This window comes from Rhodococcus sp. Z13_19A (assembly GCF_058133575.1).
Genome location: NZ_JBYUNN010000002.1, coordinates 709,364 through 735,632, shown reverse-complemented (window position 1 = coordinate 735,632; position 26,269 = coordinate 709,364). Strand labels below are relative to the sequence as shown.

Here is a 26,269-nt window from a genome sequence, read left to right as displayed (position 1 = left end):
GTGGTGGAGCGGGCACCGATGTCGCCGGACCTGGCCGAGTGCTACCGCCAGTGCCGCGAGCTCAACGCCCAGCACGGCCGCACCTACTACCTGGCCACCCGCCTGCTGCCGGCCTCCCGTCGCCCCGCGGTGCACGCCCTGTACGGCTTCGCCCGGCTGGTGGACGAGATCGTCGACGCCACCGACGACCCACGGCCCTGGCCCGAGCGTGCCGCCGAGCTGGACGCGGTGGCCGCCGAGCTGCGGTCCGGGCTGACCGGCAGCGGCCCGGCGCCGGTCACCCCCGTGGTGCGCGCGGTCTGCGACACCGCGCAGCGCTACACCATCGAGCCGCGGCTGTTCGAGGACTTCCTGAGCTCCATGCGGATGGACGCGGTGGGGTCGGACACCCAGGTGGACGAGTACGCCGACCTGGCCCAGCTGACCACCTACATGTACGGCTCGGCCTCGGTCATCGGGCTGCAGATGCTGCCGGTGCTGGGCACCGTGGTGCGCCGCGAGGTGGCCGCCCCCTTCGCCAGCGACCTGGGCATCGCCTTCCAGCTGACGAACTTCCTGCGCGACGTGGGCGAGGACCTCGACCGCGGCCGGGTGTACCTGCCGGCGGACACCCTGGCCGCCTTCGGCGTGGACCGCCAGCTGCTGGCCGAGCTGCGGGCCAGCGGGCGCAGCGACCCGCGGGTGCGCCGTGCGCTGGCCCACCTGGTGGCACTCACGCGCAGCACCTACCGGGCCGCCGAGCCCGGGGTGGACATGCTGCAGCCGGACGCCCGCCGCTGCGTGCGGGCGGCGTTCACGCTGTACTCCGACATCCTCGGCGAGATCGAGCGCGCCGACTACGACGTGCTCAGCCACCGGGTGGTGGTGCCGCGGCGCCGTCGGCTGCGGGTGGCGGCTCCGCTGCTGGCCCGCAGCCTGGTCAGAGCGCCATCGCTTGGGCGCGGCGCGTGACCTCCTTGCCCCGGTTGCCGTGCAGGGCGTCGATGGGGGTGCCGGGCAGGGTCTCGTCCTCGGTGAACAGCCACTCCAGGATCTCCTGGTCGCGGTACCCACCGTCGCGGAGCACGCTGATCAGGCCGGGCAGACCCTTGAGCACCCGGCCCTCCTCCTCCAGGAAGATCTCCGGCACGCTCACCACGCCGTTGCGCCACACCGCGAACATCGCGCCGTCACGGAGCAGCTGCTCCACGCTGGTGCGAGGTCGGTTGAGCTTCTTGGCCACGTCGGACAGCTGCAGGACCGGGACGTCAGGATCGAGGACGTCGTCCAGGTAGGGAATCGCGCTCACGACCACCACGGTAGCGGGCGGTGTCCGGCGGCTCGTCGGCCCGTCCGTCGCCGGTGCTGGGACGGGGCGCGTGGAACCGCTCGCAGGCAGGTCCGTCGCTACGATTGACTCGCTCCCACCGGTCTACCCGGGACCCTCCCAGCACCACCCCGTGCCCCCTGACAGACCAGATTGAGGTGTTGACGAAGTGCGCAGCAGCGGCTCCGAACTGCTTGGCGTGCTGCTCGACGGGCGCTACCGCATCGACTCCCCGATCGCCCACGGTGGGATGTCCACGGTGTACCGCGGCGTCGACCTGCGGCTGGACCGCCCGGTGGCCATCAAGGTGATGGCCCCGCACTTCGCCGACGACCCCGCCTTCCTGGCCCGCTTCGAGCTGGAGGCCCGCTCGGTGGCCCGGCTCAGCCACGCGGGGCTGGTGGCGGTGTACGACCAGGGCCGCGACGACGGCCACGTGTTCCTGGTGATGGAGCTGGTGGAGGGCGGCACGCTGCGTGGCCTGCTGCAGCAGAACGGCGCGCTGTCGGTCCCGGTGGCCTTCGCGGTGATGGAGCCGGTGCTGGCCGCGCTGGCCACCGCCCACCGGGCCGGCCTGGTGCACCGCGACGTCAAGCCGGAGAACATCCTCATCGCCGAGGACGGGGCGGTGAAGGTGGCCGACTTCGGGCTGGTGCGTGCTGCGGCTGCCGCCGGTGTCACCGCCAACAACGGCGTCATCCTGGGCACCGCCGCCTACCTCTCGCCCGAGCAGGTCTCCCCCGGCACCGCCGACGCCCGCAGCGACGTCTACTCCACCGGGATCCTGCTCTACGAGATGCTCACCGGCACCCCGCCCTACACCGGCGACAGCGCGCTGTCGGTGGCCTACCAGCACGTCAACAACGACACGTCCGCCCCGAGCCTGCGGGTGCGCGGGCTGGCGCCGGAGCTGGACGACCTGGTGCTGCGGGCCACCCGGCGCGACCCTGCCGCCCGCTTCGTCGACGCCGGCCAGATGCTCGCCGAGGTGCTGGAGCTGCGTCGCTGGCTGCACGTCCCCTCGGTGCGGGTGCCGCTGCCCCAGCCGGTCAGCCCGCACGCGGTGGGCGTGCGTCCCCCGGTGCCTGCTGGCCCTGCCAAGGGGACTGAGGGGGCACCCGACGAGCCCACCGTGCCCGCCCGGCGGACCACGGTGATGTCCGGCGCGATGCCAGGGGCCACGTCCACCCGCGGCTATCCGCGCACCGGCTCGGCGGCCATGGAGGTGCCGGTCAACGACAGCGAGTACTCCTTGCTGCGCCAGCGCGGCCGCCGGGTGGCGCTGGTGTGGGTGCTGGTGGTGCTGCTGCTGGCGGTGGCGGTCGGCGTCGGTGGGTGGTGGCTGGGCTCGGGCCGGTTCACCACGGTCCCCAACCTCACCGGCCTGTCCCACGGCGAGGCCCAGCAGGTGCTCGAGGACGTGGACCTCAAGGCCGAGGCACGCGACGGCTACGACAACACCGCCCCCATCAGCCAGGTGCTCGCCGCGCGACCGGCCCCGGGCGCCAAGGTCGCCAAGGGCTCCACCGTGGTGCTCACCGTGTCCCTGGGCCGGCCCGTGGTGCCCACCATCGTCAGCGGCACCATCTCGGCCGCGGTCAGCGAGCAGCTGCGCCAGCACGGGTTGCTGCCCGTGCTGGCTCCCGGCGCACACAGCGAGACCGTGGCCGAGGGCGGCCTGCTGCGGCTGAGCCCCGAGCCCGGCACGGTGCTCACCGTGGACGCGCCGGTGCAGGTGACCCTCAGCCTCGGCCCGCCGCCGGTGCGGGTGCCCGACGTCGCCGGTCGCAGCGCCGAGGAGGCCACCGCCGCGCTCGGCGACAGCGGACTCACGGTGGGCGGCACCATCCCGGTGTACAGCTCCGCGGTGCCGGCCGGGTCGGTGGTGGGCTCCGAGCCCGCCGCCGGTGCCGAGTCGCGACGCGGGTCGGCGGTCACCCTGCAGGTGTCCAACGCCCTCTCCGTCCCCGACGTCACCGGCACCTCCCCGGCCGAGGCCACCGCCCGGCTGAGCGCCGCCGGCTTCGCCCCCGTCATCGGCGCCACCGTGTTCGACCCCGCGGCCGACGCAGGCTCGGTCGCCTCCACCGTCCCGCCCGCGGGCACGCTGGTCGACCCGGCGACGCCCCAGGTGCAGGTGCAGATCTCCGACGCCGTCACGGTGCCCGGCGTGCGCGGGCGCACGGTGGACAGCGCCCGGGCCGCGCTGGCGGAGCTGGGGCTGCGGGTGAAGGTGCAGCAGCTGGTGCCCTTCGACGGGTCACTGGTGGTGGGGCAGTCCGCCGAGGGCGGCAGCCGGGTGGCCCCGGGCGCCGAGGTCACCATCACCGCCCTGCCCTGAGCGGGAAACCCCGCCCTGAGCTGGCGCCCTGCCCGAGCTAGGCGGCCTTGCGGTCCCAGCTGTCCTCGAGCATGCGCGGCTTGCAGGCGACGTAGCCGCCCACCAGCAGCACCGCCACGGCGCAGCCGAGCATGCTGAACGGCAGCCCCCACCCGCCGGTGGCCTCGTGCAGCAGGCCGAACAGCAGCGGGCCCAGGCAGGCCACCGTGTAGCCCACGCCCTGGCTGAACCCGGAGAGCGCGGCCGAGCCGGCCGGGGTGCGGGTGCGCAGGTTGATGAGCGTGAGCGCCAGCGGGAAGGTGCTGGGGCCCAGACCCACCAGGCTCACCCAGAGCAGGGGCAGCTCCATCGGCGCCAGGTACAGGCCCACGTAGCCCACGGCGAAGAAGGCGGCGCAGAGCACCACGATGAAGTACGGGTTGGCCACCCGGGTGGCCAGCACCGGCATGGTCAGCGCACCCACCAGGCCCAGCGCGGAGAAGAGTCCCACCATGTTGCCGCCCAGCTCGGCGCTGCCGCCGGCCTCGGTGAGGATCTTGGGGATCCAGGTGAACATGGCGTAGGTGTTGAGCGAGGTCATGCCGAACATCGCGGCCATCCCCAGGCCCACCGGTGAGCGCCAGGCCCGGCCCTCGGCCCGCACCACCGGCAGCCCGTCGTCCCCGGTGCCGTCACGCCCCCGCCTGCCGCGCTCCAGCAGCAGCACCGCCGTCCACGGCACCGCGGCGGCCAGCGCCACCAGGGTCCAGGAGCCGGTGGACACCCGCCAGTCGCTGGCGTTGGCCAGCGGCACGGCCACCAGCGCGGGCAGCACGGTGCCCAGCTGCAGCACGGTGATGTAGACGGTGCTCAGCCCGCCCACCCGGTCGGGGAAGTAGCGCTTGACCAGCGGCGGGATCACCACGTTGCCGATCCCCATGCCGCCCAGGGCCACCGCGGACAGCGCCAGCAGCACCAGGGTGTCGCCGGCCAACGAGCGGGTGAAGGTGCCGATCGCGGCCATCGCCATGGCCACCAGGGCCACCTGCTCCAGGCCGATGCGGTGCACCAGTGCCGGGGTCAGCAGGCCGAACACCGCGAAGGCCAGCGTGGGCAGCATGCCCAGCACCCCCGCCACCGACGGCCCGAAGCCGAGGTCGTCGCCGATCGGGTCCAGCAGCGGGGTGATCGAGGTGACCGCGGTGCGCAGGGTGAACGCCGCCAGCACGATGCCCAGCAGCACCAGGACGCGCCCCGCCCACAACGGCTTGGGGTGAGCGGCCGCCGGCCCACCTCCGGGTGTGCCCGGGCCCTGGGTGGCGCTCCCCTGCCCGACCGCTGTCATCACTGTTCTCCGCTTCTGCTGCTCGTGCTGCTCGTCTGTGCTCGTCTGTGCTCGGCCACCTCTGGCGACGCGCGGTCAGCTCCCCCACGCACGAGGGCACCGGCGCGCGTGCGCCGGTGCCCTCGTGGGTGCTGGTGACCAGGTGGGTCAGTCGCGCAGCATCTCCGCCACCAGGAAGGCCAGCTCCAGCGCCTGCTGGGTGTTCAGCCGCGGGTCGCAGGCGGTCTCGTAGCGACCGGCCAGGTCAGCGTCGGAGATGTCCTGGGCGCCACCCATGCACTCGGTGACGTTCTCGCCGGTGATCTCCAGGTGGATGCCGCCAGGGTGGGTGCCCACCCTGCGGTGCACCTCGAAGAAGCCCTGCACCTCGTCCACGATCCGGTCGAAGTGCCGCGTCTTGTAGCCCGACGCCGACTCGTGGGTGTTGCCGTGCATCGGGTCGCACTGCCAGATCACCTGGTGGCCGGTGGCCTGCACCTTCTCGATGATCGGCGGCAGCAGCTCACGAACCTTGGTGTTGCCCATCCGGGAGATCAGCGTGAGCCGGCCCGGGGTGTTGTGCGGGTCGAGCCGCTCCACGTACTCCACGGCCATCTCCGGCGTGGTGGAGGGACCGATCTTCAGCCCGATCGGGTTGGCCACCAGCTCGGCGAAGGCGATGTGCGCCCCGTCCAGCTGCCGGGTGCGGTCGCCGATCCAGAGGAAGTGCGCCGACAGGTCGAACAGCCGCGCGTTGGCGTCCGGCTCCACGTCGCGCTCCAGGCGGAGCATGGCGCGCTCGTAGTCCAGCACCAGCGCCTCGTGGCTGGCGAAGATCTCGGCGGAGTGCAGCGACGGGTCGCTCACGCCGCAGGCGTCCATGAAGCGCAGGCCGCGGTCGATCTCCTCGGCCATCGCCTCGTAGCGGGCGCCGGCGGGGGAGTTCAGCACGAACTCGCGGTTCCAGTCGTGCACCTTGTGCAGGTCAGCCATCCCGGCCGCGGTCAGCGCCCGCACCATGTTCATGGCGGCGCTGGAGTTGGCGTAGGCGCGCACCAGCCGCGACGGGTCGTGGCCGCGGACGGCCTCGTCGGCCACCAGCGAGTTGATCATGTCGCCGCGGTAGGACTTCAGCCCCAGCGCGTCGATGTCGGACGAGCGCGGCTTGGCGTACTGGCCGGCGATGCGGGCCACCTTCACCACCGGCATGGAGGCGCCGTAGGTGAGCACCACCGCCATCTGCAGCAGGGTGCGGATGTTGCCGCGGATGTGCGGCTCGGTGTTGTCCGCAAAGGTCTCCGCGCAGTCACCTCCCTGCAGCAGGAACGCCTCACCCCGGGCTACCTGCGCGAGGCGCTCGTGCAGGTTGTCCACCTCGCGGGAGACGGTGATGGGCGGCACGCTCTCGAGCACCTTGCGCATAGCCGCGGCCTGGTCGGCCGGCCAGCTGGGCTGCTGGGCGGCCGGGCGGGCCAAGGCGTCATCGAGCTTGGCACGCATGGCCTCCGACAACGGGGGAAGCTCGGGCAGCGTGTCGATCGGCACGTCGACGGTCCAGTTCACGCGGTCAATCCTAGGTGTTCGCCTGCGGCGCCTGCCGAGCGGTCAGGTACGCCTCGATCGCCCGGAAGCGCTGCAGGTTGTGCCGGGCGTCCGCGAGCGCGTCGTGGGCGTCGTCCGGGGCCTTGGGCAGCTCGGGGCTGCCGGAGTCCTCCCAGAGCTGGCGCAGCTCGCGGGTGAACCGCGGCAGCGCCCTCGGAAGGGCGGGCATGGCCCCCCACAGCTGGCACAGGGCCACGTGGTCGTAGGCGGCGATCCAGGCCCACAGCTCCGGGGAGTCCTCCGCGGTGAGGAAGGCCAGCAGCTCCTCGCGGATCTGGGCCCGGCTGCGCCACAGCGGCGAGGAGGGGTTGGGCAGCTTGGGCAGGACGTTGGCCCGCACCCACTTGCCGGCCTTGTCCGGGTTGAACTCGGTGGACACCGCGTAGTACTCGCGGCCGTCCTCGGCCGCCACCCCGATCGACACCAGGTCGATGGTGGTGCCGTCCTCGATGAACTCGCAGTCGTAGAAGTAGCGCACCGCGACAGCCTAGGGCCGCTCGATGGACCCGGGATCCACCTCGGGCACCAGCCCGGTGCCCGGGGCGTCCCCGGGGCGGGCTGACCGGACCGTGCTGGCGTAGACGTCCACGTACTCCTGGCCGGACAGCCGCTGCAGGGCCTGCATCACCTCGTCGGTGGCGGCCCGCAGCACGGCCGGGTCGGCGTGCCCGCCCGCGTGCGGCGAGAGGTCGATCGGCCGGCCCAGCGTCACCACCACCCGGGCCGGCCGCCACATCCGCGAGCCGATCGGGTTGACCCGATCGGTACCGGTCATGGCTACCGGGATCACCGGCACCCCGGCCTCCAGCGCCACCTGGGCCAGCCCGGCCTTGCCCCGGTAGAGGCGCCCGTCGGGTGAGCGGGTGCCCTCCGGGTAGATCCCCAGCACCGCGCCCCGGCGCAGCAGCTGCAGCGCGGTGGCCAGCGCCGGCTGCGCCGCGCGCAGGCTGGAGCGATCCACCGGCACGTGGCCGACGCCCAGGAAGAACCACCGTCTCAGCCGACCCACCAACCCCGGGGCGGTGAAGTACTCGCTCTTGGCCAGAAAGCTCACCCGCCGGGGTACCACCAGGGGCAGGAAGAAGGAGTCGGCGACCGCGAGGTGGTTGCTGGCCAGGATCACCGGGCCCTCCGCCGGCAGGTTCTCCAGACCCCGTACCTGGGGCTTGCAGGTCACCCGCAGCAAGGGCCCCAGCAGGACGTGCTTGGTGAGCCAGTACAGCATCGGCGACCCTCTTTCAGCTCCCGCCCGCGTGCTCCAACCCTAGCCAGGCACCACCCGTCCGAGGGGCGAGCCGCTGCGGCCAGCCCCTCGACCGCCGGTCGTGCCACCATGGTGAGGTGCCCCTCCCCCCCGGCGCCGAGCCGCTCGTCCCTGCTGGTCGCCCCAGCTCCGCGGTGGTGCCGTCGCGCCAAGGGTCCACCGTCACCATCGTCGACGTCGACCGCGCGCAGGAGGCGAGCCAGCGATGAGCACACCGGACTCCGCAGGAGGAGAGCGCGAGGAGCGCGACAAGGACGCCGCCGAGATCGACGCCGCGTTCGCCGAGCTGGTCGCGGGCTGGGACGCCGAGCCCAGCTGGGAGCAGGCCGAGCGGGAGGCGGGCGCCGCCACCGCCCGCTCGTCGACCGCCCCGAGCACCGACGAGCGCACCACCGACCCGGACGAGGACGACGCGCAGGGGCACGGCCCGGCGGGGGCCGAGCCGAGTCCGGCCGAGCCCGAGCAGCCCGGCGTCGCCACCACCGAGCCCCCGGTGAGCCGGCCGGCGCCGGTGGTCCGGCCCGACGAGCTGGACCTGGACGAGGACGAGGGGCACTACGAGCCGCCGGAGCCGCCGCCCATCCCGCGCCCGCACGGGGCCGGGCTGGGAGCGTTGGTCCTGCTGGCCATCGGGGTGGTGCTGCTGTTCATCCCCGGCGTCATCGGCCTCACCGACTCGGTGGGCTTCCCGCTGGGGCTGCTGGCCATGGCGTCGTCGCTGTTCTGGATGTTCCTGCTGCTGCGCGACGGCCCGCCGGTGGACTCCGGCTGGGACGACGGGTCGCGGATCTAGCGCACTCCCTGGGTCAGCGCGCTCCGGGCACCGATGGGGTGACCACGGCACGCGCCAGCTCCGCGGCGCCCACCAGGCCCGCGGCGTGCCCGGTCTGGGCGGTGCGGATGCGGGCCGGTGGGCGGTGTCCGGCGCCGGTGACCCGCCGGGCGTAGTGCTCGCGAGCCGCGTCCAGGAACAGCGGTGCCGACACGCTGACGCCGCCACCGACCACCACCAGGTCAGGGTCGTAGACGTCGCCCACCACGGCCAGGCCCTCCCCCAGCCAGCGGGCCAGGTCCTCCACCGCGGCCACCGCCACCGGGTCCCCGTCGCGGGCGGCCATCATCACCCGACGCCCCGTCAGCGAGTCCGGCTCGGCGGCGGCCTCCCTGGCCAGCACCGACGACCGCTGGGGATCGGCCGCCAGCAGCTCCAGCGCGGTGGTGGCCAGGGCCGTGCCGCTGCAGTAGCGCTCCCAGCAGCCCCGCTTGCCGCACGGGCAGGGACGCCCGTCGGGCACCACCCGCAGGTGGCCCAGCTCCGGCGCCACCCCGTGCGCGCCCCGGAACAGCCGGCCGTCCAGCAGCAGGGCGGCCCCGATCCCGGTGCCCAGGGAGATCAGCAGCACCACCCGGCCGCCCCGGGCGGCGCCAAAGCGGTGCTCGGCCCAGGCAGCGGAGTTGGCGTCGTGCTCGAGCACCACCGGCAGCCCGAGGCGCTCGCTCATCCGGGCGGCGACGGGAGCGTCGCGCCAGGGCAGGTGCGGGGCGAACAGCACGGTGGCGTTGTCGGGGCTGATGAACCCAGCGACGGCCAGGCCCACGGCGTGCACCTCGTGGCGGGTGCGCAGCTCGGTGACGGAGCGGGCCAGCGCAGCCTCCAGCGCCGCGGACGAGGCGGGGGTGGGGGCGTCGACGCTGTCCAGCACCTGTCCGTGCAGGTCCACCACACCGGCCCGGATGTTGGTGCCGCCCACGTCGATCCCCACGGTGAGCAGGCCCGACTCCCCCACTCCAGCGCCACCCACGGTCAGCGCCACCGGCCGCTGTCGACCACCGGGATCTGCTGCACCCGCGGACGGGTGTCGGCCGTCGCCCCCGGGTCGGGCGCCTCGCTCGCCGGGGCGGGTTCGCCGGCGTGCTCGTGCTCCTCCACCAGCAACCGCACGGTGCTGAGCCAGGCCAGGCCCTGCTCGGACAACCGGCGCAGCAGGTCGGGGCGCTCCCCCCGCAGCGCAGCGGCTGCCGCGCACAGCGGGCACCACCCGCAGTCGGGGGCATCCGACTCTGCTGCTTCGGCGGTCTGCGCGCGCAGCCAGGGGTCGAGGCGGTCCAGCAGCGCCTCCAGCAGGGCGCGCAGCTCGGCGAGGGTCTCCTCGGCGTCCAGGTGGGGCGGGCTCACTCGAGGGGTCACTGCATCCACGTCTCTGGGTCGGGGCGGAACCGGACCAGCAGCCCGGTGGGAGTCAGGTCGGCGGCCACGGCCACGCAGCGGCGCAGCACCGGCGGCAGCGGCATCCGGCGGCGCTGCCCGGCCACGGTCACCAGCAGGTCGTCGTCGATGCGCCCGAGCTGCACCGAGGAGGCCTGCACCAGTGGGAGCGGCAGCTCCCAGCGGTACACCGAGTCCAGCCCGGAGCCGGACTCCCGGAGCACCTGCGGCGCCGCCACGGTGGCACCCGCGGGGGCGAGCACGTCGGTGTCGCGGTAGACCTCGGCCGCCAGCTCGGCCAGCTGGGGCAGGCCCACCGGCTCGCGGGCCTGGCAGGGCACCGCCTGCACGCCGGCGTCGGGCAGCTCGGCGTCCAGCGCCGCGAGCACCGCCGCCTGCTCGGCGCAGCGGGTGCGCAGCCACTGCAGGGCGGGATCGGCGGCGACGTCGGCGCCGGCAGCGGCCGTCGGTGCGGGCAGCACCTGGTTGGCCAGCACGCGGTCCACCCGCAGGCCGTGCAGCGCCAGCGACGTCACAGTGCGCCGGGTCTCGGCCAGCACCACGCGCTCGGGCGTGAGCACCAGCCGGACGGTGGTGCGCTCGGGGTCGGCCAGCAGGGCGCGCACCGCGCGGGTGGACTCCTCCAGGCGCTCCACCGCGTCCACCAGCCGGGCCACGCGCGCGCCACCGCGACCACCGAACGCGCCGTAGGTGAGCCGGCGGTGGCGGGGCCACACCCGCTCCAGGTAGCCGCTCACCGCCTCGGGCAGGGCCAGCATCCGTAGCGTCTCGGCGGTGGGCCCGCAGTCGAGCACCACCACGTCCCACCTCCCGCTGTCGGCCTGGCGGCGCACCTCGGCCAGCGCGAGCAGCTCCTCCACGCCGGGCAGCACGCTCAGCTCCTCCGGCTCCAGGCCCGCCATGCCGGTGTCGGCGGGCAGCGCCGCGCCCACCAGGGCACCCAGCTCGGCGCGCAGCGTCACCCACTGCTGGTCGAGCAGCGCGTGCGCGTCCAGCTGCATGCCCGCCAGGGCGCCGTCCACCTCGGTGGGCTGGGACCCCAGGGGCACGTCCAGCGCATCGGCCAGGGAGTGCGCGGGATCGCTGGAGATGACGAGGACCTTCAGCCCGGACTCGGCCAGGCGAACCGCGCTCGCCGCGGCCAGGGTCGTCTTGCCCACGCCGCCCTTGCCGGTGAACAGAAGTATCCGCACGTGACTCCCCCCAACCGGCGACGTGGCACCCGGCGCAGGTCCCAGCAGAAGCCCCGACCCTACCGGCCGGTGCCGGTTCAGCCCTCTACGCGCTTCTTGAGCTCCTTGAGAGCGGTGTCGGTGATGACCTTCTCCGCCTTGCGCTTGAACATGCCGATCATCGGGATGGCGAGGTCCACCGCCAGCGAGTAGGTCACCTCGGTGCTCTCGCCGCGCGGGCGCAGGGTGTAGGACCCCTCCTGCGCCTTCTGCATCTGACCCTTGACCAGCTTCCAGCTCACCGCGCAGCCGTCCGGCGCCCAGGTGTAGGTCAGCTCGTAGGTGTCCTTGACCATGCCGGCGTCCAGCTCGAAGCGGACGTGCGAGCCGCGGCCGTCGTCGCCACGCTCGAGCACCTCCACGACCTTCACCGCCTGGGCCCACTCGGGGTAGGCCTCGAAGTCGGCGATCACGGCCATGACCTGCGCCGGTGGCGCGTCGATGACGATGGACTGAGTTGTCTTGTCGGCCACGGCGCTGAGGCTACCGCTTCACCACGAGCGTGGGACCGCTCGGCTGGGCCGGGCCGGCGCTGCCCGCGGGCGCCTCACCTGCTGCTCGCCCCGCCTCCAGCTCGGCCTTGAGCTCGAAGGCCAGTGCCTTGGCCCGCCGCCGGCGCGCCTGCGCGGCCGCGAAGATCTCCTCCGGCGCGGCGTCGGGCACCTCCGCCCGCAGGAAGTAGTGCAGCACGGTGCCGTCCAGCACCGGCTCCAGCCACACCTCCATGCTGCCCTCGACGGCACCGCTGACCCGCCAGCGCAGCCCGGCCGGGCCGCGGTCGTCGTGCAGGTGCAGCGACAGCTCGGGCCACCAGCGTCGCCAGCGCTGCCGCGGAGCCAGCGCCGCAGCCACCTGAGCAGGGGCTACGGCCAGGAACGTCTCGTCCACCACGTCGAGGGCACTCACGCACACAGCGTCACACACCGGCGCAAGAACCAGCCAGTCGCCAGACGCACACGATAGGTTGACCACACGATAGGTTGACCAGAGGTAACAGGCACTTGCCTGACTGAGCAGCCCAGCTCCACACCTGACCGGAGGCACTTCGTGCGTGAGTACAGCGTCCCTTCCAACTACTCCGTCGACGACAGCGCCAGCGTGGCCGCGATGGTGTTCTCCCACGCTGAGAGCTATCCAGACACGGTGATGTTCCAGCGCCGGGTCGGTGGCGAGTGGACCGACGTCACGGCGGCGGAGTTCGCGGTGCAGGTGACCGCGGTGGCCAAGGGACTGATGGCCTCGGGCGTGCAGAAGGGCGACCGGGTGGGACTGCTCTCGGCCACCCGCTACGAGTGGGAGCTCATCGACTTCGCCATCTGGACCGCCGGCGCGGTGACGGTGCCGATCTACGAGACCTCCTCCGCCGACCAGGTGCAGTGGATCCTCAGCGACTCCGCCGCCGTGGGCATCGTCTGCGAGAACGCCAAGCACCGCGCGATGCTCAACACCATCGAGGCCGAGTGCCCCGACCTCGCGCACACCTGGCAGATCGAGGGCACCGAGGCCCACGTCCTGGAGGGCTCCGGCTCGGCCGCCGTGGAGGCCCTCACCCAGGCCGGCGCCGGCATCACCGACGACGAGCTGCACGCGCGCCGCCGGGAGGTGGTCGCCGACGACATGGCCACCCTCATCTACACCTCCGGCACCACCGGCCGCCCCAAGGGCTGCATCCTCACCCACCGCAACCTGCTCGCGGAGTCCGACTCGGCCACCTCGGTGTTCGCCAAGCTGATGCACCCCGGCCAGCGCACCCTGCTGTTCCTGCCGCTGGCTCACGTCTTCGCCCGGGTCATCGCCGTGGCCAGCTTCGAGAAGCGCGTGGTGCTCGGCCACACCGCCGACGTGAAGAACCTGGTCAACGACCTCGGCGTGTTCAAGCCCGACTTCGTCCTCTCGGTGCCGCGCGTGTTCGAGAAGGTCTACAACACCGCCCGCCAGAAGGCGCACTCCGGCGGCAGCCTCAAGGGCAAGATCTTCGAGGCCGCCGACGCCACCGCGGTGGCCTACAGCGAGGCCCAGTACACCGGGGGCCCGAGCCTGGCCCTCACGGTCCGCCACGCCGTGTTCGACAAGCTGGTCTACGCCAAGCTCAAGGCCGCCCTCGGCGGGCGCTGCAACGCCGCCATCGTCGGTGGCGCACCGCTGGGTGCCCGGCTGGGCCACTTCTTCAGCGGTGTGGGCGTGCCGGTGTACGAGGGCTACGGGCTCACCGAGACCACTGCGGCCCTCACCGCCAACGGCCCCGGCGCCCAGAAGATGGGCACCGTCGGGCGCCCCATCCCCGGCTGCGCGGTGCGGGTGGCCGAGGACGAGGAGATCCTGGCGACCGGGGACGTGGTGTTCTCCGGCTACTGGCACAACGAGCAGGCCACCAAGGACACCTTCGTCGACGGCTGGTTCCGCACCGGCGACCTCGGCTCGCTGGACTCCGACGGCTACCTGACGATCACCGGCCGCAAGAAGGAGCTGATCGTCACCGCCGGCGGCAAGAACGTGGCGCCCGCCGTGCTGGAGGACAAGCTCCGCCAGCACCCGCTGATCAGTCAGTGCATGGTGGTCGGCGACCAGAAGCCGTTCATCGGTGCGCTCATCACCATCGACCCCGAGGCGTTCCCCGACTGGCTCAAGGCCCACGGCAAGCCCGCGGACACCGACGTCGCCAGCCTGGTGGAGGACGTGCAGCTGCTGGCCGACATCGAGGGCGCGGTGACCAACGCCAACAAGGCGGTCTCCCACGCCGAGGCCATCAAGAAGTTCCGCATCCTGCCGGTGGACTTCACCGAGGACACCGGTGAGCTGACCCCCACGCTCAAGCTCAAGCGCAACGTGGTGGCCAAGTCCTTCGCCACCGACATCGAGAGCATCTACACCACGTAGCTCGCCGCGGTCTGGCCGACAGCCCAGGCCGCCCCGCCGCCAGCACAGCGCCCCCGCGACCGACATCGCGGGGGCGCTGTGCTGTGCCTGTCCCGGGGCCGCTGTTGCCCTGGCGCGGTGGGCTCAGCCGTCGATGAGGGTGCGCAGCCGCTGGGACAGCCGGTCCCAGCGCCAGTGCTCCGCCGCCCAGGTGCGCCCGGCCGCCCCCATCCGCGCGGCGAGGTCGGGGTCGGCCAGCAGTCCGCCGACGGCGCGGGCCAGCTCGTCCACGTCGCGCCCGTCCACCACCCGCCCGGTCTGTCCGTCCAGCACCGTCTCCGGGGCGCCGCCGGAGCGTCCGGCCACCACCGGCAGCCCCGAGGCGGAGGCCTCCAGGTACACGATGCCCAGCCCCTCCACGTCCAGCCCCGCGCCGCGGGTGCGGCAGGGCATGGCGAAGACGTCGCCGAAGGTGTGGTGGGCGGCCAGCTCGTCGGCGGGCACTCCCCCGGTGAACACCACGTCCTGGGCCACCCCGGTGGAGGCGGCCAGCTTGTGCAGGGTGTCGGAGTAGGGCCCGCCGCCCACCAGCACCAGGGCGGCGCCGGGCACCTGCCGCTGGATCTGGGGCAGCGCGCGGATCAGCATGTCCTGCCCCTTGCGCGGCACCATCCGGGACACGCACACCACCACCGGCCGCTCCCCCAGCCCGTAGCGGGCGCGCAGCTCGGCGCGCGCGGCCGGGTCGGGCTGGAACACGGTGGTGTCCACGCCGGAGGGCAGGTGCTCCAGCGCGGCGCGGGGACCGAACGCCGAGGCGAAGCGCCCGCGGGTGTAGCGGCTGACGTAGGTGACGACGTCGGCGCTGTCGCCGATGCGGCGCAGGGCGCTGCGGGCAGCGGGCAGCATCGACCAGCCCACCTCGTGGCCGTGCGTGCTGGCCAGCACCCGCTCGGCGCCGGCCGAGCGCAGCGCCGGACCGAGCAGCGCCAGCGGGGCCGCCGCGCCGAACCACACCGCCGAGCACTGCCGGTCCACCAGCAGCCGGCGAGCCCGAGCCAGCACGTCGGGGGTGGGCAGCATCAGCGTCCCGGGGTGGCGCACCACCTCGAAGGGCTGCGCGGCGTCGAAGCGCACGTGCGAGTCGCTCCGCCAGGACGGGGCGTAGACCACCAGCTCGTCGGCGGGCAGGTGCTGGGCGAAGGTGTGCAGGTAGGACTGGATGCCGCCCGGTCGTGGGGGAAAGTCGTTGGTCACCACGAGTGTCCGGCGCATCCTGAGCAGGCTAGTCCAGCGCCTGCTGCAGCCAGCGGCCCCACTCGACCAGCAGGGCGCCGAGCGAGACGCCGAGCACCGGCTGCACCGCGGCGTCGATCTCCGCGGTGGAGGGAGCGGGTAGTGCAGCCACGGCCAGGTACACCCCGCGCAGCGCGTCCTCGCCCCGGGTGGCGGCCAGGAACACCGCGAACGACCACGACAGCTGGTAGGCCAGCTCCACCTTGGCGCCGCTGGTGGTGGTGGCGAACTGGGTGTCCACGGGCAGGCTGTCCGGTGGGCCCGCCGAGCGCACCACCGCGGCCACGGCGGGTGCGCCGTCGGACAGCGAGACCCCACTGGCCCGGTAGCCGACGTAGTCGGCGAAGCCCTCGGCCAGCCACACCGGGGCCTGGGCGCTGGTGGCGGCCCGCGCGGCCACGTGGGTGAGCTCGTGGCGCAGCACCACCCGGCGCGACAGCGGGGTGAGCCGGCTCAGCGTGGCCGGGTTGAACACCACTCGCTGGCCACGGACGGTGCCCGCGGAGCGGTCGATGTTGTCCGCGATAGAGACTGCGGCAATCTCCCCCTCGGCGAAGTCCGGGCCCACCAGCGCGCGCAGCTCGTCCTGGTGGTCTGGCAGGAAGACCGCGGCGCGCTGCTGCCAGCCCGGCCCCCAGAAGTCGGTGACCGCGGCGACGGCCGGGCCGAGCTCCTTGGCCAGCAGGTCGAGGTCGGCGGCGCGGCTGGGGTGGCCGAGCACCACTCCCTGGGGCACCACCCGGGCGATCACCGGGCCGAAGTCCCACAGCCCGCGCCAGGTGCTGCGGCCGTAGCGGTCGGCGGCGGTGTCGCTGACCAGCCGCCACACGTCCCCGCGGCGGGCCAGCACCACGCCCACCGGGCGGGTGGTGCTGGCGGCGTCCGCCCCGGCGATGGCGTAGCGCAGCACCACCGGTGGCGACCAGACCTCGTCGGCGCCCAGCCGCGCGGTCACTGCGGGGTCGACGGTGGGCACCGCCTCCTCGGTGATGTCGTAGCCCCAGTCGGCCAGCGGCACCTGGGCGAGGTTGGCGGCCCTGCGGGCCTCGGCGGCGGGGAAGCCGACGTCGGCACCCGTGTCGAACAGGGTGGCCAGCAGCGCGGAGTCGTTGCTGCGCACGGCGACGGCCCACTGGTCGAGCAGCTGTTGCACCGCCTTCTTGCGCGCGGCCTGGCTCGCCGCGGGCGGCACTGCGTTCTGCGAGGCGGTGGCGGTCAGCGGTGGGGCACCGGTGGTGCTGGGCCCGGACACTCCCGCGTCCCGCGACGTTGGGGTGTCCGACCGCAGCGCCACCACGGCCGCGGTGATCACCAGGACGAGCACGAGCGCCGCCAGCAGGACGCGCGGCAGCGCACGACTGCTCATCGGTCCAGCCTAGGACACCCCGTCGTCGTGGCGGGGTGTCCGTTCCGGTGGCCCGCGCGGATCAGTGCAGCGGAGTGATCAGTAGCGGCGAGCACCGGTGTAGGGCATGTTTCCCATCGGCGCGACCTTGACGGGCTGGCCCTCGGTGGGGGCGTGCACCATGTTGCCGCCGCCGGCGTAGATGCCCACGTGCGAGACCGGGCTGTAGAAGAACACCAGGTCGCCGGGCTGCAGCTGGTCGCGGGAGACCGGGGTGCCGCCGCCGGCCTGTGCTGCGGCGGTGCGCGGGATGGCGGTGCCGGCCTGGCGGAAGGCCCACTGGGTCAGCCCGGAGCAGTCGAAGGAGCCGGGGCCGGTGGCGCCGTAGACGTAGGGCGAGCCGAGCTTGCTCATCGCCGCCTGCAGGGCGGTGGCGCCACGACCCGAGCCGGCGGACCGGGTGCTGGCGACCGCGGGAGCGGCCGGGGCGACGGCCCCGCCGCGAACGGCCGCAGCGGGAGCCGCGGGCTGGCTGGCAGCCTCCGCGGGCGGCGTGACGGGGGTGGTGGGAACCGGGGAGACGAAGCCCGCCGGGACGATGGCACCGGCGTAGCGCACCCGCTCGGCCTCGGTGAGCGAGGCCAGCTTGGCGCGGACCGCGGTGGACCGGGTGCTCAGCTCGTCCTGCTTCTTGCGCAGGTCCGCCTGCACCAGGGCGGCGGCGTCGGCGGCGGCCTTGGCGGCGGCGTCAGCCGAGCGCGCGTCGGTGGCGGCGGTGGCGGCCTGGGCGGAGGCGGCGGAGAACTTCTGCACCCGGTCGTTGGTGTCCGCGGCCAGCACGTCCAGGCCCGACATCTGGTCGAGCAGGTCCTGGGGCGACTCGCTGATCATCAGCGCGGACAGCTTGTTCAGGCGTGCGCCCTGGTAGGAGGCGGAGGTCAGGGCGTCCACGGTGCCGCGGAACTGCTCCTGCTCCGACTGCGCCACCCGGAGGCTCTCCTGCGCGGAACCCAGCCGGGCCTCGGCGTCGACCCGCTGCGCCTGCTTGGCGTCCAGGTCGACCTGCGCGCCCAGGAGCTGCTCGTTGACCACCTCGGCGTCGTGGCCCAGCCGGGCGAGCTCCTGCTCAGCCTGGGTCGCGTTGTCGGGGAGCACCGGGTCGGCGCTGGCCGGGGTGGCCGACATCGTGGCGATGGCCACCGCGGCCATTCCGGCGGCGAGGACGCCACGAACAGTGCGTGTGCGGGCCGTACGAGCTCGAGCTAGGGACGCCACAGGGCGAAGTCTCCTTGTATCCGTTAACCGCCTACCGAGTTAGCTGACGGGTTCGGACTGGACACAAACAGCCCTACAGCGCGGTCGCCCGTGACGGCGGCGAGCTGATTCACCCCGGAGAACTGGGTTCCCGGCTCGACTCCCCGACGGGTCGACTCGGCGGTGACCCCCAGTGCAGTCCTCTTGAGACCGCTAACCCCTGGAAGGTCTCGGCCAGGTTACGGAATGGACATCCCCCGTGTCTACTGTGACCGTTTCGAGACGTGGGTGGCGTCGCTCAGCGGCTCGCCACGTCGAAGGTCATGCCGGCGCGGCGCAACCTGTCGAGCAGGGCGGTCCCCATGGCGCTGGCCGGGGTGAGCACGCCCGCCGCTGCAGGCAGCTGCGCGCGGTCCAGGGCCAGGCACAGCGCGCTCTCCCCCATCATCATCGCGGTCGCGGCGTAACCGGGATCACCCTGCGCGGCGACGGTGCACACGTACCGTCGACCGGTGGTGGTGCGGGTGTGCACCTCCATCCGGAAGTAGCCGTTGCGCTGCGCTCGCTCGGACGGGCCGCTGCCGGGGCTGGGCAGCACCCGGTCGAGCACCCAGCGGGCGGGGCCGAACATGAGCCCGGCCGCAGCACCCCAGGTGCCGCCGGCGATGGCCAGCGCAGCACCGGGTGAGACGACTGAGTCGCCGCAGCCGATCACCTCGCGGTAGCGGAGCGTGCGGCCGTAGGCCCAGCCCTGCAGCGCGTTGCTGCGCCGCACGATCCGGGTGTTGTACTGCGCCATGACGAACGGGGCCGTCCAGCCGCCCAGCTCGGAGTCGCGCCGCACGAAGGCCTGGTCGGCCTCCTCGCCCAGCTGCGGCTCGGCGGCGCGGTCGGGGCTCATCGCGTAGGGGTCGGCCACGTGCTCGGCCAGGGACGGGTCGGTGCGCACCACGTCCACCTGGTTGCGCAGCGAGTCGATGGTGCCGCCGCTGAACCCGCCGCGGGCCGCCTTCACCACCAGCGTGGTGTCGGTGAGCTCGCCGGCGCCGTCCGCGCGGACCTGCTCGTGCAGGCTCAGCACCCCGAGGTCGGAGGGGATGGAGTCGAAACCGCAGGAGTGCACGATGCGGGCACCGGTGCGCGCCGCCACGTCGTGGGCGGCGGCCATGCTGTCGCGGACGAAGAGCACCTCGCCGGTGAGGTCGACGTAGTCGGTGCCCGCGGCGGCGCAGGCGCGCACCAGGGGCAGGCCGTACTTGGCGTAGGGCCCCACCGTGGTGGCGACCACCCGGGCGGCCTGGGCCACCCGGCCCACCGCGTCGGCGTCGGCCGCGTCGGCCACCACCAGCGGCCAGCTCTGCGCGGCCGGGCCCAGCCCCGCGCGAGCCGACTCCAGCCGCTGCAGGGAGCGACCGGCCAGGCCCACGCGCAGGTCCGCCGGGGCGTGCTCGGCCAGGTAGCGGGCCACGAGCTTGCCGACGAAGCCGGTGGCTCCGAACAGGACGACGTCGAGCTCCCGGTCCCCGGCGGGCTGCACCGGGGCTTCCGGCGCGGCGGGCTCGGTGGGTGCGGCCGGCTCGGTGGGTGCGGCGGGCTTCGTCACCTCCACCACGGGCTCCGTGGGCTCGGACGGCTCAGTGGGCTCGAGGGGCTCGTGCTCGGTGTCTGCCATGCCGACCACCCTAGGGGGACAGGGCGAGCCGCCGCTGCCCCCACGAGGCGGCTCAGCCCGCGCGGCGGTCCGGCGCCGGCGGCGGGTCCTGGGGCACCAGCCGCAGGCGGGGCACCATGCCGGCCTCGGCCAGCACCTCCATGGCCCGCTGCTCCTCGGCCCCGATCTCCACCGCGCTGCGAGCGGGCAGCCCGGTGGTGGCCGTGGCCGGCGCGGGGAGCCCGGGGTGGCCCAGCAGCACGGAGATCACGCAGTCTCCGCACGCGAGGTCGCGCACCGCACACGTGTCGCAGTCGATCACCATGGTCCTGCTCCATCTCGCCGAGCGGTCGGGTGGCTCCTGACCGGCCTCGGCGCGGACGCTAGGGGCGGGCACCGACAAGAACCCGTGCTCAGCGGGCCAGCCGCTCCAGGAGCACGTCCGAGGCGACGCTGTGCGCGCCCATCGCCCGCACCGACTCGGCCACCTCCCGGTCGGAGCTGGCCACCACCACCGGCCGGCCCTCCGGCTCGGCGGCGGTGAGCTCGCGGATGACGTCGTCGGCGATCACGCCGTCGGCGCTGAAGACCACCCGCACCCCGCGCGCCCACACGTGCCCGCCGCCGGAGACCACCGCCGCGCCGTCGAACACCACGGTGACCTCCGCCCGGGTCTGGGCGGCCAGCAGCGCCAGCGAGCGCACCAGCCGGTCGCGCTGGGCGATCAGCGTCAGCTGCGGGTACCCGGTCTTGCTCACGTTGTAGCCGTCCACCAGCAGGTGCACCTCCGGCAGCCGCAGCGCCCGGTCCAGCGCGCGCTCGTCGGGCAGCACCCGGCCGGGGGTGCGCGGCCGAGCGAGGGCGGCGGCCACCTGGTCGGCCGGCAGCACGCCGCGGGCGGTGGTCTGCGGGTAGATGCCCAGCTCGGAGCGCAGGCCCTTGCCCACCCCGGTGAGGGTGTCCAGCAGCAGCCGCAGCCGCACGTCGTCGGCGTTGCGGGCCTCCCCCGCCGCCAGCCGCGCCTGGTCGCGCTCGCGCTCGGCCCGCTCGGCCCTGGCCTGCTCGGCCGCCAGCCGCGCCTGGTCGCGGGCCCAGTCCGCGCGCACCTGCTCCAGCTCGGCCGCCACGTCCTGGGCGCGGCCCTGCTGGGTGGTCGAGGCGACCGCGGCGGCGTCCAGGGCCTCCCGCAGGCGCTGGCCCTGCTGGCGCAGCCGCGCGCGCAGCCGGGTCACCTCCTCCTCCAGCGCGGGGGCGGGTGCGGCGGCGGTCGCCTCCCGTGCCTGGGCCAGCTCGGCCGCCAGGCGCTCGTGGGTGCGCTCCGCCTTCAGCAGCCGCCCGCGCAGCACTGCCACCTCCGCCCGCAGCGCCCGCAGCTCGTCGATCTCGCCCGCCTCCGCCACCAGCTCGGCCGCCACCGGCTCGCCCAGCAGCAAGCTGCTGGCGGCGGCGGCCACCCGGTCGGCGGAGGCGGTGTCCAGCTGGTGGACGGTGCTGCCCCGCAGCTGCTCCACCACCGCCGCCCGGAAGCGGGGCTGGGTCCGCACCGCCACGACCATCTGCCGCGAGCCCAGGCGTCGGCGCTTGGCCGGGGTGAACCGCAGCAGCGGTCGCAGCTCGGCGGGCACGTCGGCGGGGCGCATGGCGGGCAGCGCCGCGTCGACCAGGTCGGCCAGCCGGTCGAGCACCGCGGCGGGCAGCTCCTCCGGCCCGGCGTCGCGCAGGGTTTCGGTCACCGCTCAATGCTATTCACCGGGCAACGCCGCAGGTCGCGGCGCCGGCACAGGAAGTGTCGGTCGCCTGACCTAGCGTGCGCGCCCATGAGCTCTCCACAGCTGGTGCAGCCGAACCAGCGGCAGCTGACGTTCGACGAGCTGGGCACCCCGCTGAGCGAGGTCACCTTCGTGGTGGTGGACCTGGAGACCACCGGCGGCAAGGCCGGCGTGGACGCGATCACCGAGATCGGCGCGGTGAAGGTGCGCGGCGGTGAGGTGGTCGGCGAGCTGGCCACCCTGGTCGACCCCGAGCGCGGCATCCCCCCGCAGATCAGCCAGATCACCGGCATCACCTCGGCGATGGTGCACGACGCCCCGACCATCGCCGCCGTGCTGCCCGCGTTCCTGGAGTTCGCCGCCGGCGCGGTGCTGGTGGCCCACAACGCCCCCTTCGACACGGGCTTCCTCAAGGCGGCCTGCGAGCGGCTGGGGCTGCCCTGGCCCGGCCCGCGGGTGCTGTGCACGGTGAAGCTGGCCCGCCGGGTGCTCACCCGCGACGAGGCCCCCTCGGTGCGGCTGTCCGCGCTGTCGGCGCTGTTCGGCACCGAGACGCTGCCCACCCACCGCGCCCTCGACGACGCCCGTGCCACCGTGGAGGTGATGCACCGGTTGTTCGAGCGGGTGGGCAACCTGGGGGTGCACAGCTACGAGGAGCTGGTCACCTTCCTGCCCGCGGTCACGCCGACCCAGCGGCGCAAGCGCAGCCTGGCCGAGCACCTGCCCAGCGAGCCGGGGGTCTACCTCTTCCGCGGGCCGGGCGAGGAGGTGCTCTACGTGGGCACCGCCACCGACCTGCGGCGCCGGGTGCGCAGCTACTTCACCGGCTCGGAGACCCGCACCCGGATCAAGGAGATGGTGGCACTGGCCACCCGGGTGGACTCGGTGAGCTGCGCGCACGCGCTGGAGGCCGGGGTGCGCGAGCTGCGGCTGCTGGCCCACCACGCCCCGCCCTACAACCGGCGCTCCAAGTTCCCGCACAAGGCGTGGTGGGTGACGCTCACCGACGAGGCCTTCCCGCGGCTGTCGGTGGTGCGCACCCCGCGGGACGGGGCCCTGGGGCCGTTCTCCCGCCGCTCGGCCGCGGTGGAGGCCGCCCAGGTGCTGGCCGACGCCAGCGCGGTGCGGCCCTGCTCGCAGCGCATCCCGCTGCGCTCCCCCAGCGCCACCCCGTGCGCGCTGCACGAGATGAACCGCTGCGCGGCGCCCTGCGCGGGGCTGCAGTCGGCCACCGACTACGCCCGCGGGCCGCGGCTGGTCGCCGAGGCGGTGGCCGGTCGCGACACCCGGGTGCTGCTCACGCTGGTGGCCGGGGTGGAGGAGCTGTCCACGCAGTGCCGGTTCGAGTCCGCGGCCCAGCGCCGCGACGAGGCCGCCGCGCTCATCGCCGCCACCCGGCGGGCCCAGCGGCTGGCCGCCCTGGCCGCGGTGGACGAGCTGGTGGCCGCGCGGCCGGACGGCAGCGGCGGCTGGGAGCTGGTGGTGGTGCGCTGCGGCCGGCTGGCCTCGGCGGGCACCGCCCCGCGCGGAGTGCACCCGGTACCGGTGGTGGACGTCCTGGTGGCCTCGGCCGAGACGGTGCTGCCCGGACCCGGACCGCTGCGCGGCGCCCCCGCCGAGGAGGTGGGGCTGGTGGCCCGGTGGCTGGAGCAGCCCGGGGTGCGCCTGGTGCGCGCCAGCACTCCCTACGCCGAGCCCGCCTGGGGTGCCGGACGCTGGACGGAGTGGGCGGTGCGGGCCCGGACCGCGGCGCGGGAGCCGCTGCAGGCCCAGCACTGGTGAGCGGGGCACCGGCCCCTAAACTCCGGGCACGGCCCTACCCAGGAGGATCTGTGCTCACAGCCATCGTTCTCGTGCACACCGCAGCTGACCGCATCCCGGAGGTGGCCCAGCAGATCGCCGACATCCCCGGCGTCACCGAGGTCTACTCGTGCGCCGGCGACGTGGACCTCATCGCGCTGCTGCGGGTGCGGGAGCACGAGCAGATCGCCGAGATCGTCACCGAGCACATCAGCAAGGTGCCGGGCGTGCAGCGCACCGGCACCCACATCGCCTTCCGCTCCTACTCCAGCCTGGACGCCGACTCCGGCTTCGAGATCGGCGCGAGCTAGCCGCTGGCCCGCCCTCAGCCGGCCAGCTGGGTGGACAGCACCGCCCACCGGCGCAGCAGGGTCGCCGCGGCACCGCTGTCGATCGACTCCGCCGCCCGCGGAAGCTGGGCTGCCACCGCCTCGGTCAGCCCACCCACCGGCACCCCGGCGTGCGCCGCCAGCGCACCGGCGGCGTTGAGCAGCACCGCGTCCCGCACGGGGCCGGTCTCGCCCTTCAGCACCGCGCGGGCCACCGCGGCGTTCTCGGCGGCGTCGCCGCCGCGCAGCGCCTCCACCGGCACCCGCGCCAGTCCGAGGTCGTGGGGGTCGAACGCCTCCTTGGTCACCGAGCCCTCGTGCACCACCCACACCGTGGACGTGGTGGTGGTGGTCAGCTCGTCCAGCCCGTCGTCGCCGCGGGCCACCAGCACCGAGGAGCCCCGCTTGGCGAAGACGTCGGCCAGCGGCCCGGTCATGTGCTCGTAGGCGCAGCCGATCAGCCCGGCCCGGGGCCGGCCCGGGTTGGTCAGGGGGCCCAGCACGTTGAACGCGGTGGGGATGCCGATCTCGCGGCGCGGGCCGGCGGCGTGGCGCAGCGCCGGGTGGTAGACCGGCGCGAAGCAGAAGCCGATGCCCAGCTCCTTGACCGTGGTGCTCACGCCGGTGGGCCCCAGCCCGATGGCCACCCCGAGCGCCTCCAGGACGTCGGCGGTGCCGCTCTTGGACGACGCGGCGCGGTTGCCGTGCTTGACCACCGCCACGCCGGCGCCGGCCACCACCAGCGCGGCCATGGTGGAGATGTTCACCGTGTTGGAGCGGTCGCCACCGGTGCCCACGACGTCCACCGCGTCGCGGTCCACCTCCACCAGCTTGGCGTGGCGCAGCATCGAGTCGGCCATGCCGGACACCTCGGCCCCGGTCTCCCCCTTGGCCCGCATGGCCACGCCGAGGGCGGCGATCTGCGCGGGAGTGGCGGCGCCGGTCATGATCTCGTCCATCGCCCAGGCGGTGTCGGCGGGCGTCAGGTCGCAGCCGTCCACGACACGACCGAGCAGGCTCGGCCAGGTGATGTCGGTCATCCGCGCACGACCGCCAGCCCGGAGCTGCGCAGCACCTCGGCCACGGTCTCGGCAGCGGTCAGCGGGTCCAGCGGGTGCACCAGCACGGCGTCGGCCTGCGACCAGGTGGCCAGCCAGCGGTCGTCCTGACGACGCACGGCCACCACCACCGGCGGGCAGTGGGTGATCTCGTGCTTGAGCTGGCGGCACAGGCCGATGCCCCCGGTGGGCTGTGCCTCGCCGTCGAGCACCGCCAGGTCCACCGTGCCCGCATCCAGGTGCTGGAGGACCTCGGCGATGGTGCCCGCCTCGACGTAGCTGATCCGGCCCAGGTCAGCGGCGGGACGACGGCCCACCGCGCTGATGATCGCCTCGCGCACCGGGGGGCGGTGGCTGAACACCAGGACGGTGCGGCTGGGGGCGTCCGCGTGGCTGCTCATCGGCACAAATCCTCCTGGTGGACGGGTGCCAGGCATGTTATCGGCCGACGGCGCCCAACGGTTGTGCGGGCGCTTGCAGCGCGTCCCAGCCCAGCACGTCGCCGCCGAGGCGCTGGGCCAGCCCGACCATCCGGGAGCGCTCCTGCGAGCAGTGCAGGGCGTCCAGCAGCTGCACCCGCTGCAGCACCAGCACGCCCGGCTCACCGGTCACCTCAGCCGCGGGCGCGTAGCCGTCCTGCGCGGCGATCGACACCGCCTCGGCCACCGCCGCGGCGGGCACCCGCAGGTGGTGGCGCAGCACGGCGGGCTCCTCTTCTCGCCACTGCGGCGACTCCGCCAGAGCCGTGGAGCAGGCCTGCACCTCGTCGAAGCCGCGCGCCACCACCAGCAGGTCGGCTCGGTCCGGATCAAGCTCCTGGCGCTGCGTGGCGCCCCGGCCAAGGCCCACCGCCGCGGCCCACCGACGCACCCGTCCACCCACTGAGGCACCCATGCCGTCCACCCTGCCCTGCCGCCCGTGTGCAGGGCGAGCGGGACAGGCCACACGCCTGAGTCGCGACACCACCCGACCCCATGACGCCGCGGCCGCGCTGAGGCGGCATACTGCTGCTCGTGACGAGCTCAGTAGGGACCTCCGGGACCGCCATCACCCAACGCGTGCACTCGCTGAACCGACCCAACATGGTCAGCGTCGGCACGGTGGTCTGGCTGTCCAGCGAACTGATGTTCTTTGCCGGCCTGTTTGCCATGTACTTCACAGCACGTGCGCAGGCAGACCCGGCCATGGGTTGGCCGCCGGAGCCTACGGAGCTAGAGCTTCCGTACGCCCTGGTGTTCACGGTCATCCTGGTGGCTTCCTCCTTCACCTGCCAGATGGGCGTGTTCGCCGCCGAGCGCGGTGACGTGTTCGGCCTGCGCCGCTGGTACATGGTGACGCTGGTGCTGGGCCTCATCTTCGTGCTGGGCCAGGCCAACGAGTTCAAGAACCTGGTGCACCACGGCACGTCGATCTCCAGCAGCTCCTACGGCTCGGTCTTCTACCTCACCACCGGCTTCCACGGCCTGCACGTGATCGGCGGACTGGTCGCCTTCGTGTTCCTGATGATGCGCACCCGGATGAGCAAGTTCACGCCAGCTCAGGCCACCGCGGCCATCGTCGTGTCCTACTACTGGCACTTCGTCGACATCGTGTGGATCGGCCTGTTCGCCACGATCTACATCGTGCGCTGAGCCCG

The 26,269-nt window shown here is 73.9% G+C and carries 27 protein-coding genes and 1 riboswitch; of the genes, 8 read left to right on the top strand and 19 right to left on the bottom strand.

The features are described from left to right. Positions 1–18 precede the first annotated feature (18 nt). A complete protein-coding gene (locus AC3YNX_RS10210) occupies positions 19–951 on the top strand; it encodes a phytoene/squalene synthase family protein (protein WP_489995510.1) in 933 nt (310 codons plus the stop codon). Here the strand turns inward: AC3YNX_RS10210 and AC3YNX_RS10205 are convergent. Continuing rightward, positions 920–1,288 (bottom strand): Rv2175c family DNA-binding protein, encoded by a 369-nt coding sequence (locus AC3YNX_RS10205; protein ID WP_127782478.1) that lies wholly within the window; start codon positions 1,286–1,288, stop codon positions 920–922. The two genes, AC3YNX_RS10210 and AC3YNX_RS10205, sit on opposite strands and share 32 nt — an antisense overlap. A gap of 217 nt (positions 1,289–1,505) precedes the next feature. On the opposite strand from AC3YNX_RS10205, the gene pknB reads away from it, so the two are divergent. Next, on the top strand, positions 1,506–3,647 hold the full coding sequence (gene pknB, locus AC3YNX_RS10200; RefSeq protein WP_489995386.1) for a Stk1 family PASTA domain-containing Ser/Thr kinase: 2,142 nt from the start codon (positions 1,506–1,508) through the stop codon (positions 3,645–3,647). 37 nt (positions 3,648–3,684) lie between these two features. On the opposite strand, the gene AC3YNX_RS10195 is transcribed toward pknB, so the two are convergent. The 4 genes from AC3YNX_RS10195 to AC3YNX_RS10180 all read right to left on the bottom strand — a co-directional run bounded on the left by AC3YNX_RS10195 (position 3,685) and on the right by AC3YNX_RS10180 (position 7,777). Next, entirely contained in the window at positions 3,685–4,971 is a 1,287-nt protein-coding gene (locus AC3YNX_RS10195; protein WP_127782476.1) for a CynX/NimT family MFS transporter, read from the bottom strand. Between the two features lie 147 nt (positions 4,972–5,118). After that, entirely contained in the window at positions 5,119–6,513 is a 1,395-nt protein-coding gene (locus AC3YNX_RS10190; RefSeq protein ID WP_127782475.1) for a class II 3-deoxy-7-phosphoheptulonate synthase, read from the bottom strand. Positions 6,514–6,523: 10 nt separating this feature from the next. After that, a complete protein-coding gene (locus AC3YNX_RS10185; RefSeq protein WP_127782474.1) occupies positions 6,524–7,030 on the bottom strand; it encodes a polyadenylate-specific 3'-exoribonuclease AS in 507 nt (168 codons plus the stop codon). A gap of 9 nt (positions 7,031–7,039) precedes the next feature. Next, positions 7,040–7,777 carry a lysophospholipid acyltransferase family protein gene (locus AC3YNX_RS10180; RefSeq protein WP_489995385.1) on the bottom strand — a complete coding sequence of 246 codons (738 nt, stop codon included), beginning with the start codon at positions 7,775–7,777 and terminating at the stop codon, positions 7,040–7,042. 116 nt (positions 7,778–7,893) lie between these two features. Here AC3YNX_RS10180 and AC3YNX_RS10175 point away from each other — a divergent pair, with 116 nt between their 5' ends. Then, positions 7,894–8,025, top strand: a complete 132-nt coding sequence (locus AC3YNX_RS10175) for a hypothetical protein (RefSeq protein ID WP_277601718.1) — start codon at positions 7,894–7,896, stop codon at positions 8,023–8,025. After that, the gene (locus AC3YNX_RS10170) at positions 8,022–8,609 is read left to right on the top strand and encodes a hypothetical protein (RefSeq protein WP_489995384.1); all 588 of its coding nucleotides are present in this window, start codon (positions 8,022–8,024) and stop codon (positions 8,607–8,609) included. The genes AC3YNX_RS10175 and AC3YNX_RS10170 overlap by 4 nt, the downstream gene beginning before the upstream one ends. A gap of 13 nt (positions 8,610–8,622) precedes the next feature. On the opposite strand, the gene AC3YNX_RS10165 is transcribed toward AC3YNX_RS10170, so the two are convergent. The 5 genes from AC3YNX_RS10165 to AC3YNX_RS10145 form a co-directional block, all read right to left on the bottom strand. After that, positions 8,623–9,624, bottom strand: a complete 1,002-nt coding sequence (locus AC3YNX_RS10165) for an ROK family protein (protein ID WP_489995509.1) — start codon at positions 9,622–9,624, stop codon at positions 8,623–8,625. Then, positions 9,621–9,992, bottom strand: a complete 372-nt coding sequence (locus AC3YNX_RS10160; protein WP_489995383.1) for a hypothetical protein — start codon at positions 9,990–9,992, stop codon at positions 9,621–9,623. Before AC3YNX_RS10160 ends, AC3YNX_RS10165 begins: the two co-directional genes overlap by 4 nt. Before the next feature lie 8 nt (positions 9,993–10,000). Continuing rightward, complete coding sequence (locus AC3YNX_RS10155; protein ID WP_489995382.1) at positions 10,001–11,236, bottom strand: ArsA family ATPase; 1,236 nt, start codon at positions 11,234–11,236, stop codon at positions 10,001–10,003. 77 nt (positions 11,237–11,313) lie between these two features. Next, the gene (locus tag AC3YNX_RS10150; protein ID WP_127782469.1) at positions 11,314–11,748 is read right to left on the bottom strand and encodes an SRPBCC family protein; all 435 of its coding nucleotides are present in this window, start codon (positions 11,746–11,748) and stop codon (positions 11,314–11,316) included. Positions 11,749–11,758: 10 nt separating this feature from the next. After that, a complete protein-coding gene (locus AC3YNX_RS10145) occupies positions 11,759–12,181 on the bottom strand; it encodes a polyketide cyclase / dehydrase and lipid transport (protein ID WP_127782468.1) in 423 nt (140 codons plus the stop codon). Positions 12,182–12,322: 141 nt separating this feature from the next. On the opposite strand from AC3YNX_RS10145, the gene AC3YNX_RS10140 reads away from it, so the two are divergent. Beyond that, positions 12,323–14,152 (top strand): AMP-dependent synthetase/ligase, encoded by a 1,830-nt coding sequence (locus tag AC3YNX_RS10140; protein ID WP_127782467.1) that lies wholly within the window; start codon positions 12,323–12,325, stop codon positions 14,150–14,152. Between the two features lie 123 nt (positions 14,153–14,275). On the opposite strand, the gene AC3YNX_RS10135 is transcribed toward AC3YNX_RS10140, so the two are convergent. From AC3YNX_RS10135 to AC3YNX_RS10110, 6 genes are all read right to left on the bottom strand, one after another. Further along, positions 14,276–15,406 carry a glycosyltransferase family 4 protein gene (locus AC3YNX_RS10135; RefSeq protein WP_489995381.1) on the bottom strand — a complete coding sequence of 377 codons (1,131 nt, stop codon included), beginning with the start codon at positions 15,404–15,406 and terminating at the stop codon, positions 14,276–14,278. A gap of 10 nt (positions 15,407–15,416) precedes the next feature. Then, entirely contained in the window at positions 15,417–16,793 is a 1,377-nt protein-coding gene (locus tag AC3YNX_RS10130; RefSeq protein ID WP_489995380.1) for a hypothetical protein, read from the bottom strand. Positions 16,794–16,871: 78 nt separating this feature from the next. Beyond that, on the bottom strand, positions 16,872–17,972 hold the full coding sequence (locus AC3YNX_RS10125) for an NlpC/P60 family protein (RefSeq protein ID WP_489995379.1): 1,101 nt from the start codon (positions 17,970–17,972) through the stop codon (positions 16,872–16,874). 88 nt (positions 17,973–18,060) lie between these two features. Then, positions 18,061–18,219: riboswitch (cyclic di-AMP (ydaO/yuaA leader) on the bottom strand. A 105-nt stretch (positions 18,220–18,324) separates the two neighbouring features. After that, positions 18,325–19,698 (bottom strand): saccharopine dehydrogenase family protein, encoded by a 1,374-nt coding sequence (locus AC3YNX_RS10120; protein WP_489995378.1) that lies wholly within the window; start codon positions 19,696–19,698, stop codon positions 18,325–18,327. Positions 19,699–19,750: 52 nt separating this feature from the next. Continuing rightward, complete coding sequence (locus tag AC3YNX_RS10115) at positions 19,751–20,002, bottom strand: hypothetical protein (RefSeq protein WP_127782463.1); 252 nt, start codon at positions 20,000–20,002, stop codon at positions 19,751–19,753. Between the two features lie 88 nt (positions 20,003–20,090). Beyond that, a complete protein-coding gene (locus tag AC3YNX_RS10110) occupies positions 20,091–21,410 on the bottom strand; it encodes an NYN domain-containing protein (RefSeq protein WP_489995377.1) in 1,320 nt (439 codons plus the stop codon). Between the two features lie 84 nt (positions 21,411–21,494). Between AC3YNX_RS10110 and AC3YNX_RS10105 the strand changes: the two genes are divergently transcribed. Continuing rightward, complete coding sequence (locus AC3YNX_RS10105) at positions 21,495–23,228, top strand: DEDD exonuclease domain-containing protein (RefSeq protein ID WP_489995376.1); 1,734 nt, start codon at positions 21,495–21,497, stop codon at positions 23,226–23,228. Between the two features lie 50 nt (positions 23,229–23,278). Then, entirely contained in the window at positions 23,279–23,557 is a 279-nt protein-coding gene (locus AC3YNX_RS10100; protein WP_127782461.1) for an Lrp/AsnC family transcriptional regulator, read from the top strand. A 14-nt stretch (positions 23,558–23,571) separates the two neighbouring features. Here the strand turns inward: AC3YNX_RS10100 and trpD are convergent, their stop codons facing one another. From trpD to AC3YNX_RS10085, 3 genes are read right to left on the bottom strand one after another with little or no spacing between them, the layout of a single operon-like run. Continuing rightward, entirely contained in the window at positions 23,572–24,615 is a 1,044-nt protein-coding gene (gene trpD, locus AC3YNX_RS10095; protein ID WP_489983934.1) for an anthranilate phosphoribosyltransferase, read from the bottom strand. Then, positions 24,612–25,034 carry a response regulator gene (locus tag AC3YNX_RS10090; RefSeq protein WP_127782459.1) on the bottom strand — a complete coding sequence of 141 codons (423 nt, stop codon included), beginning with the start codon at positions 25,032–25,034 and terminating at the stop codon, positions 24,612–24,614. Before AC3YNX_RS10090 ends, trpD begins: the two co-directional genes overlap by 4 nt. 37 nt (positions 25,035–25,071) lie before the next feature. Continuing rightward, on the bottom strand, positions 25,072–25,527 hold the full coding sequence (locus AC3YNX_RS10085) for a hypothetical protein (RefSeq protein ID WP_489995375.1): 456 nt from the start codon (positions 25,525–25,527) through the stop codon (positions 25,072–25,074). Between the two features lie 119 nt (positions 25,528–25,646). Between AC3YNX_RS10085 and ctaE the strand changes: the two genes are divergently transcribed. Next, positions 25,647–26,264, top strand: a complete 618-nt coding sequence (ctaE, locus tag AC3YNX_RS10080) for an aa3-type cytochrome oxidase subunit III (protein WP_127782458.1) — start codon at positions 25,647–25,649, stop codon at positions 26,262–26,264. Positions 26,265–26,269 lie beyond the last annotated feature (5 nt).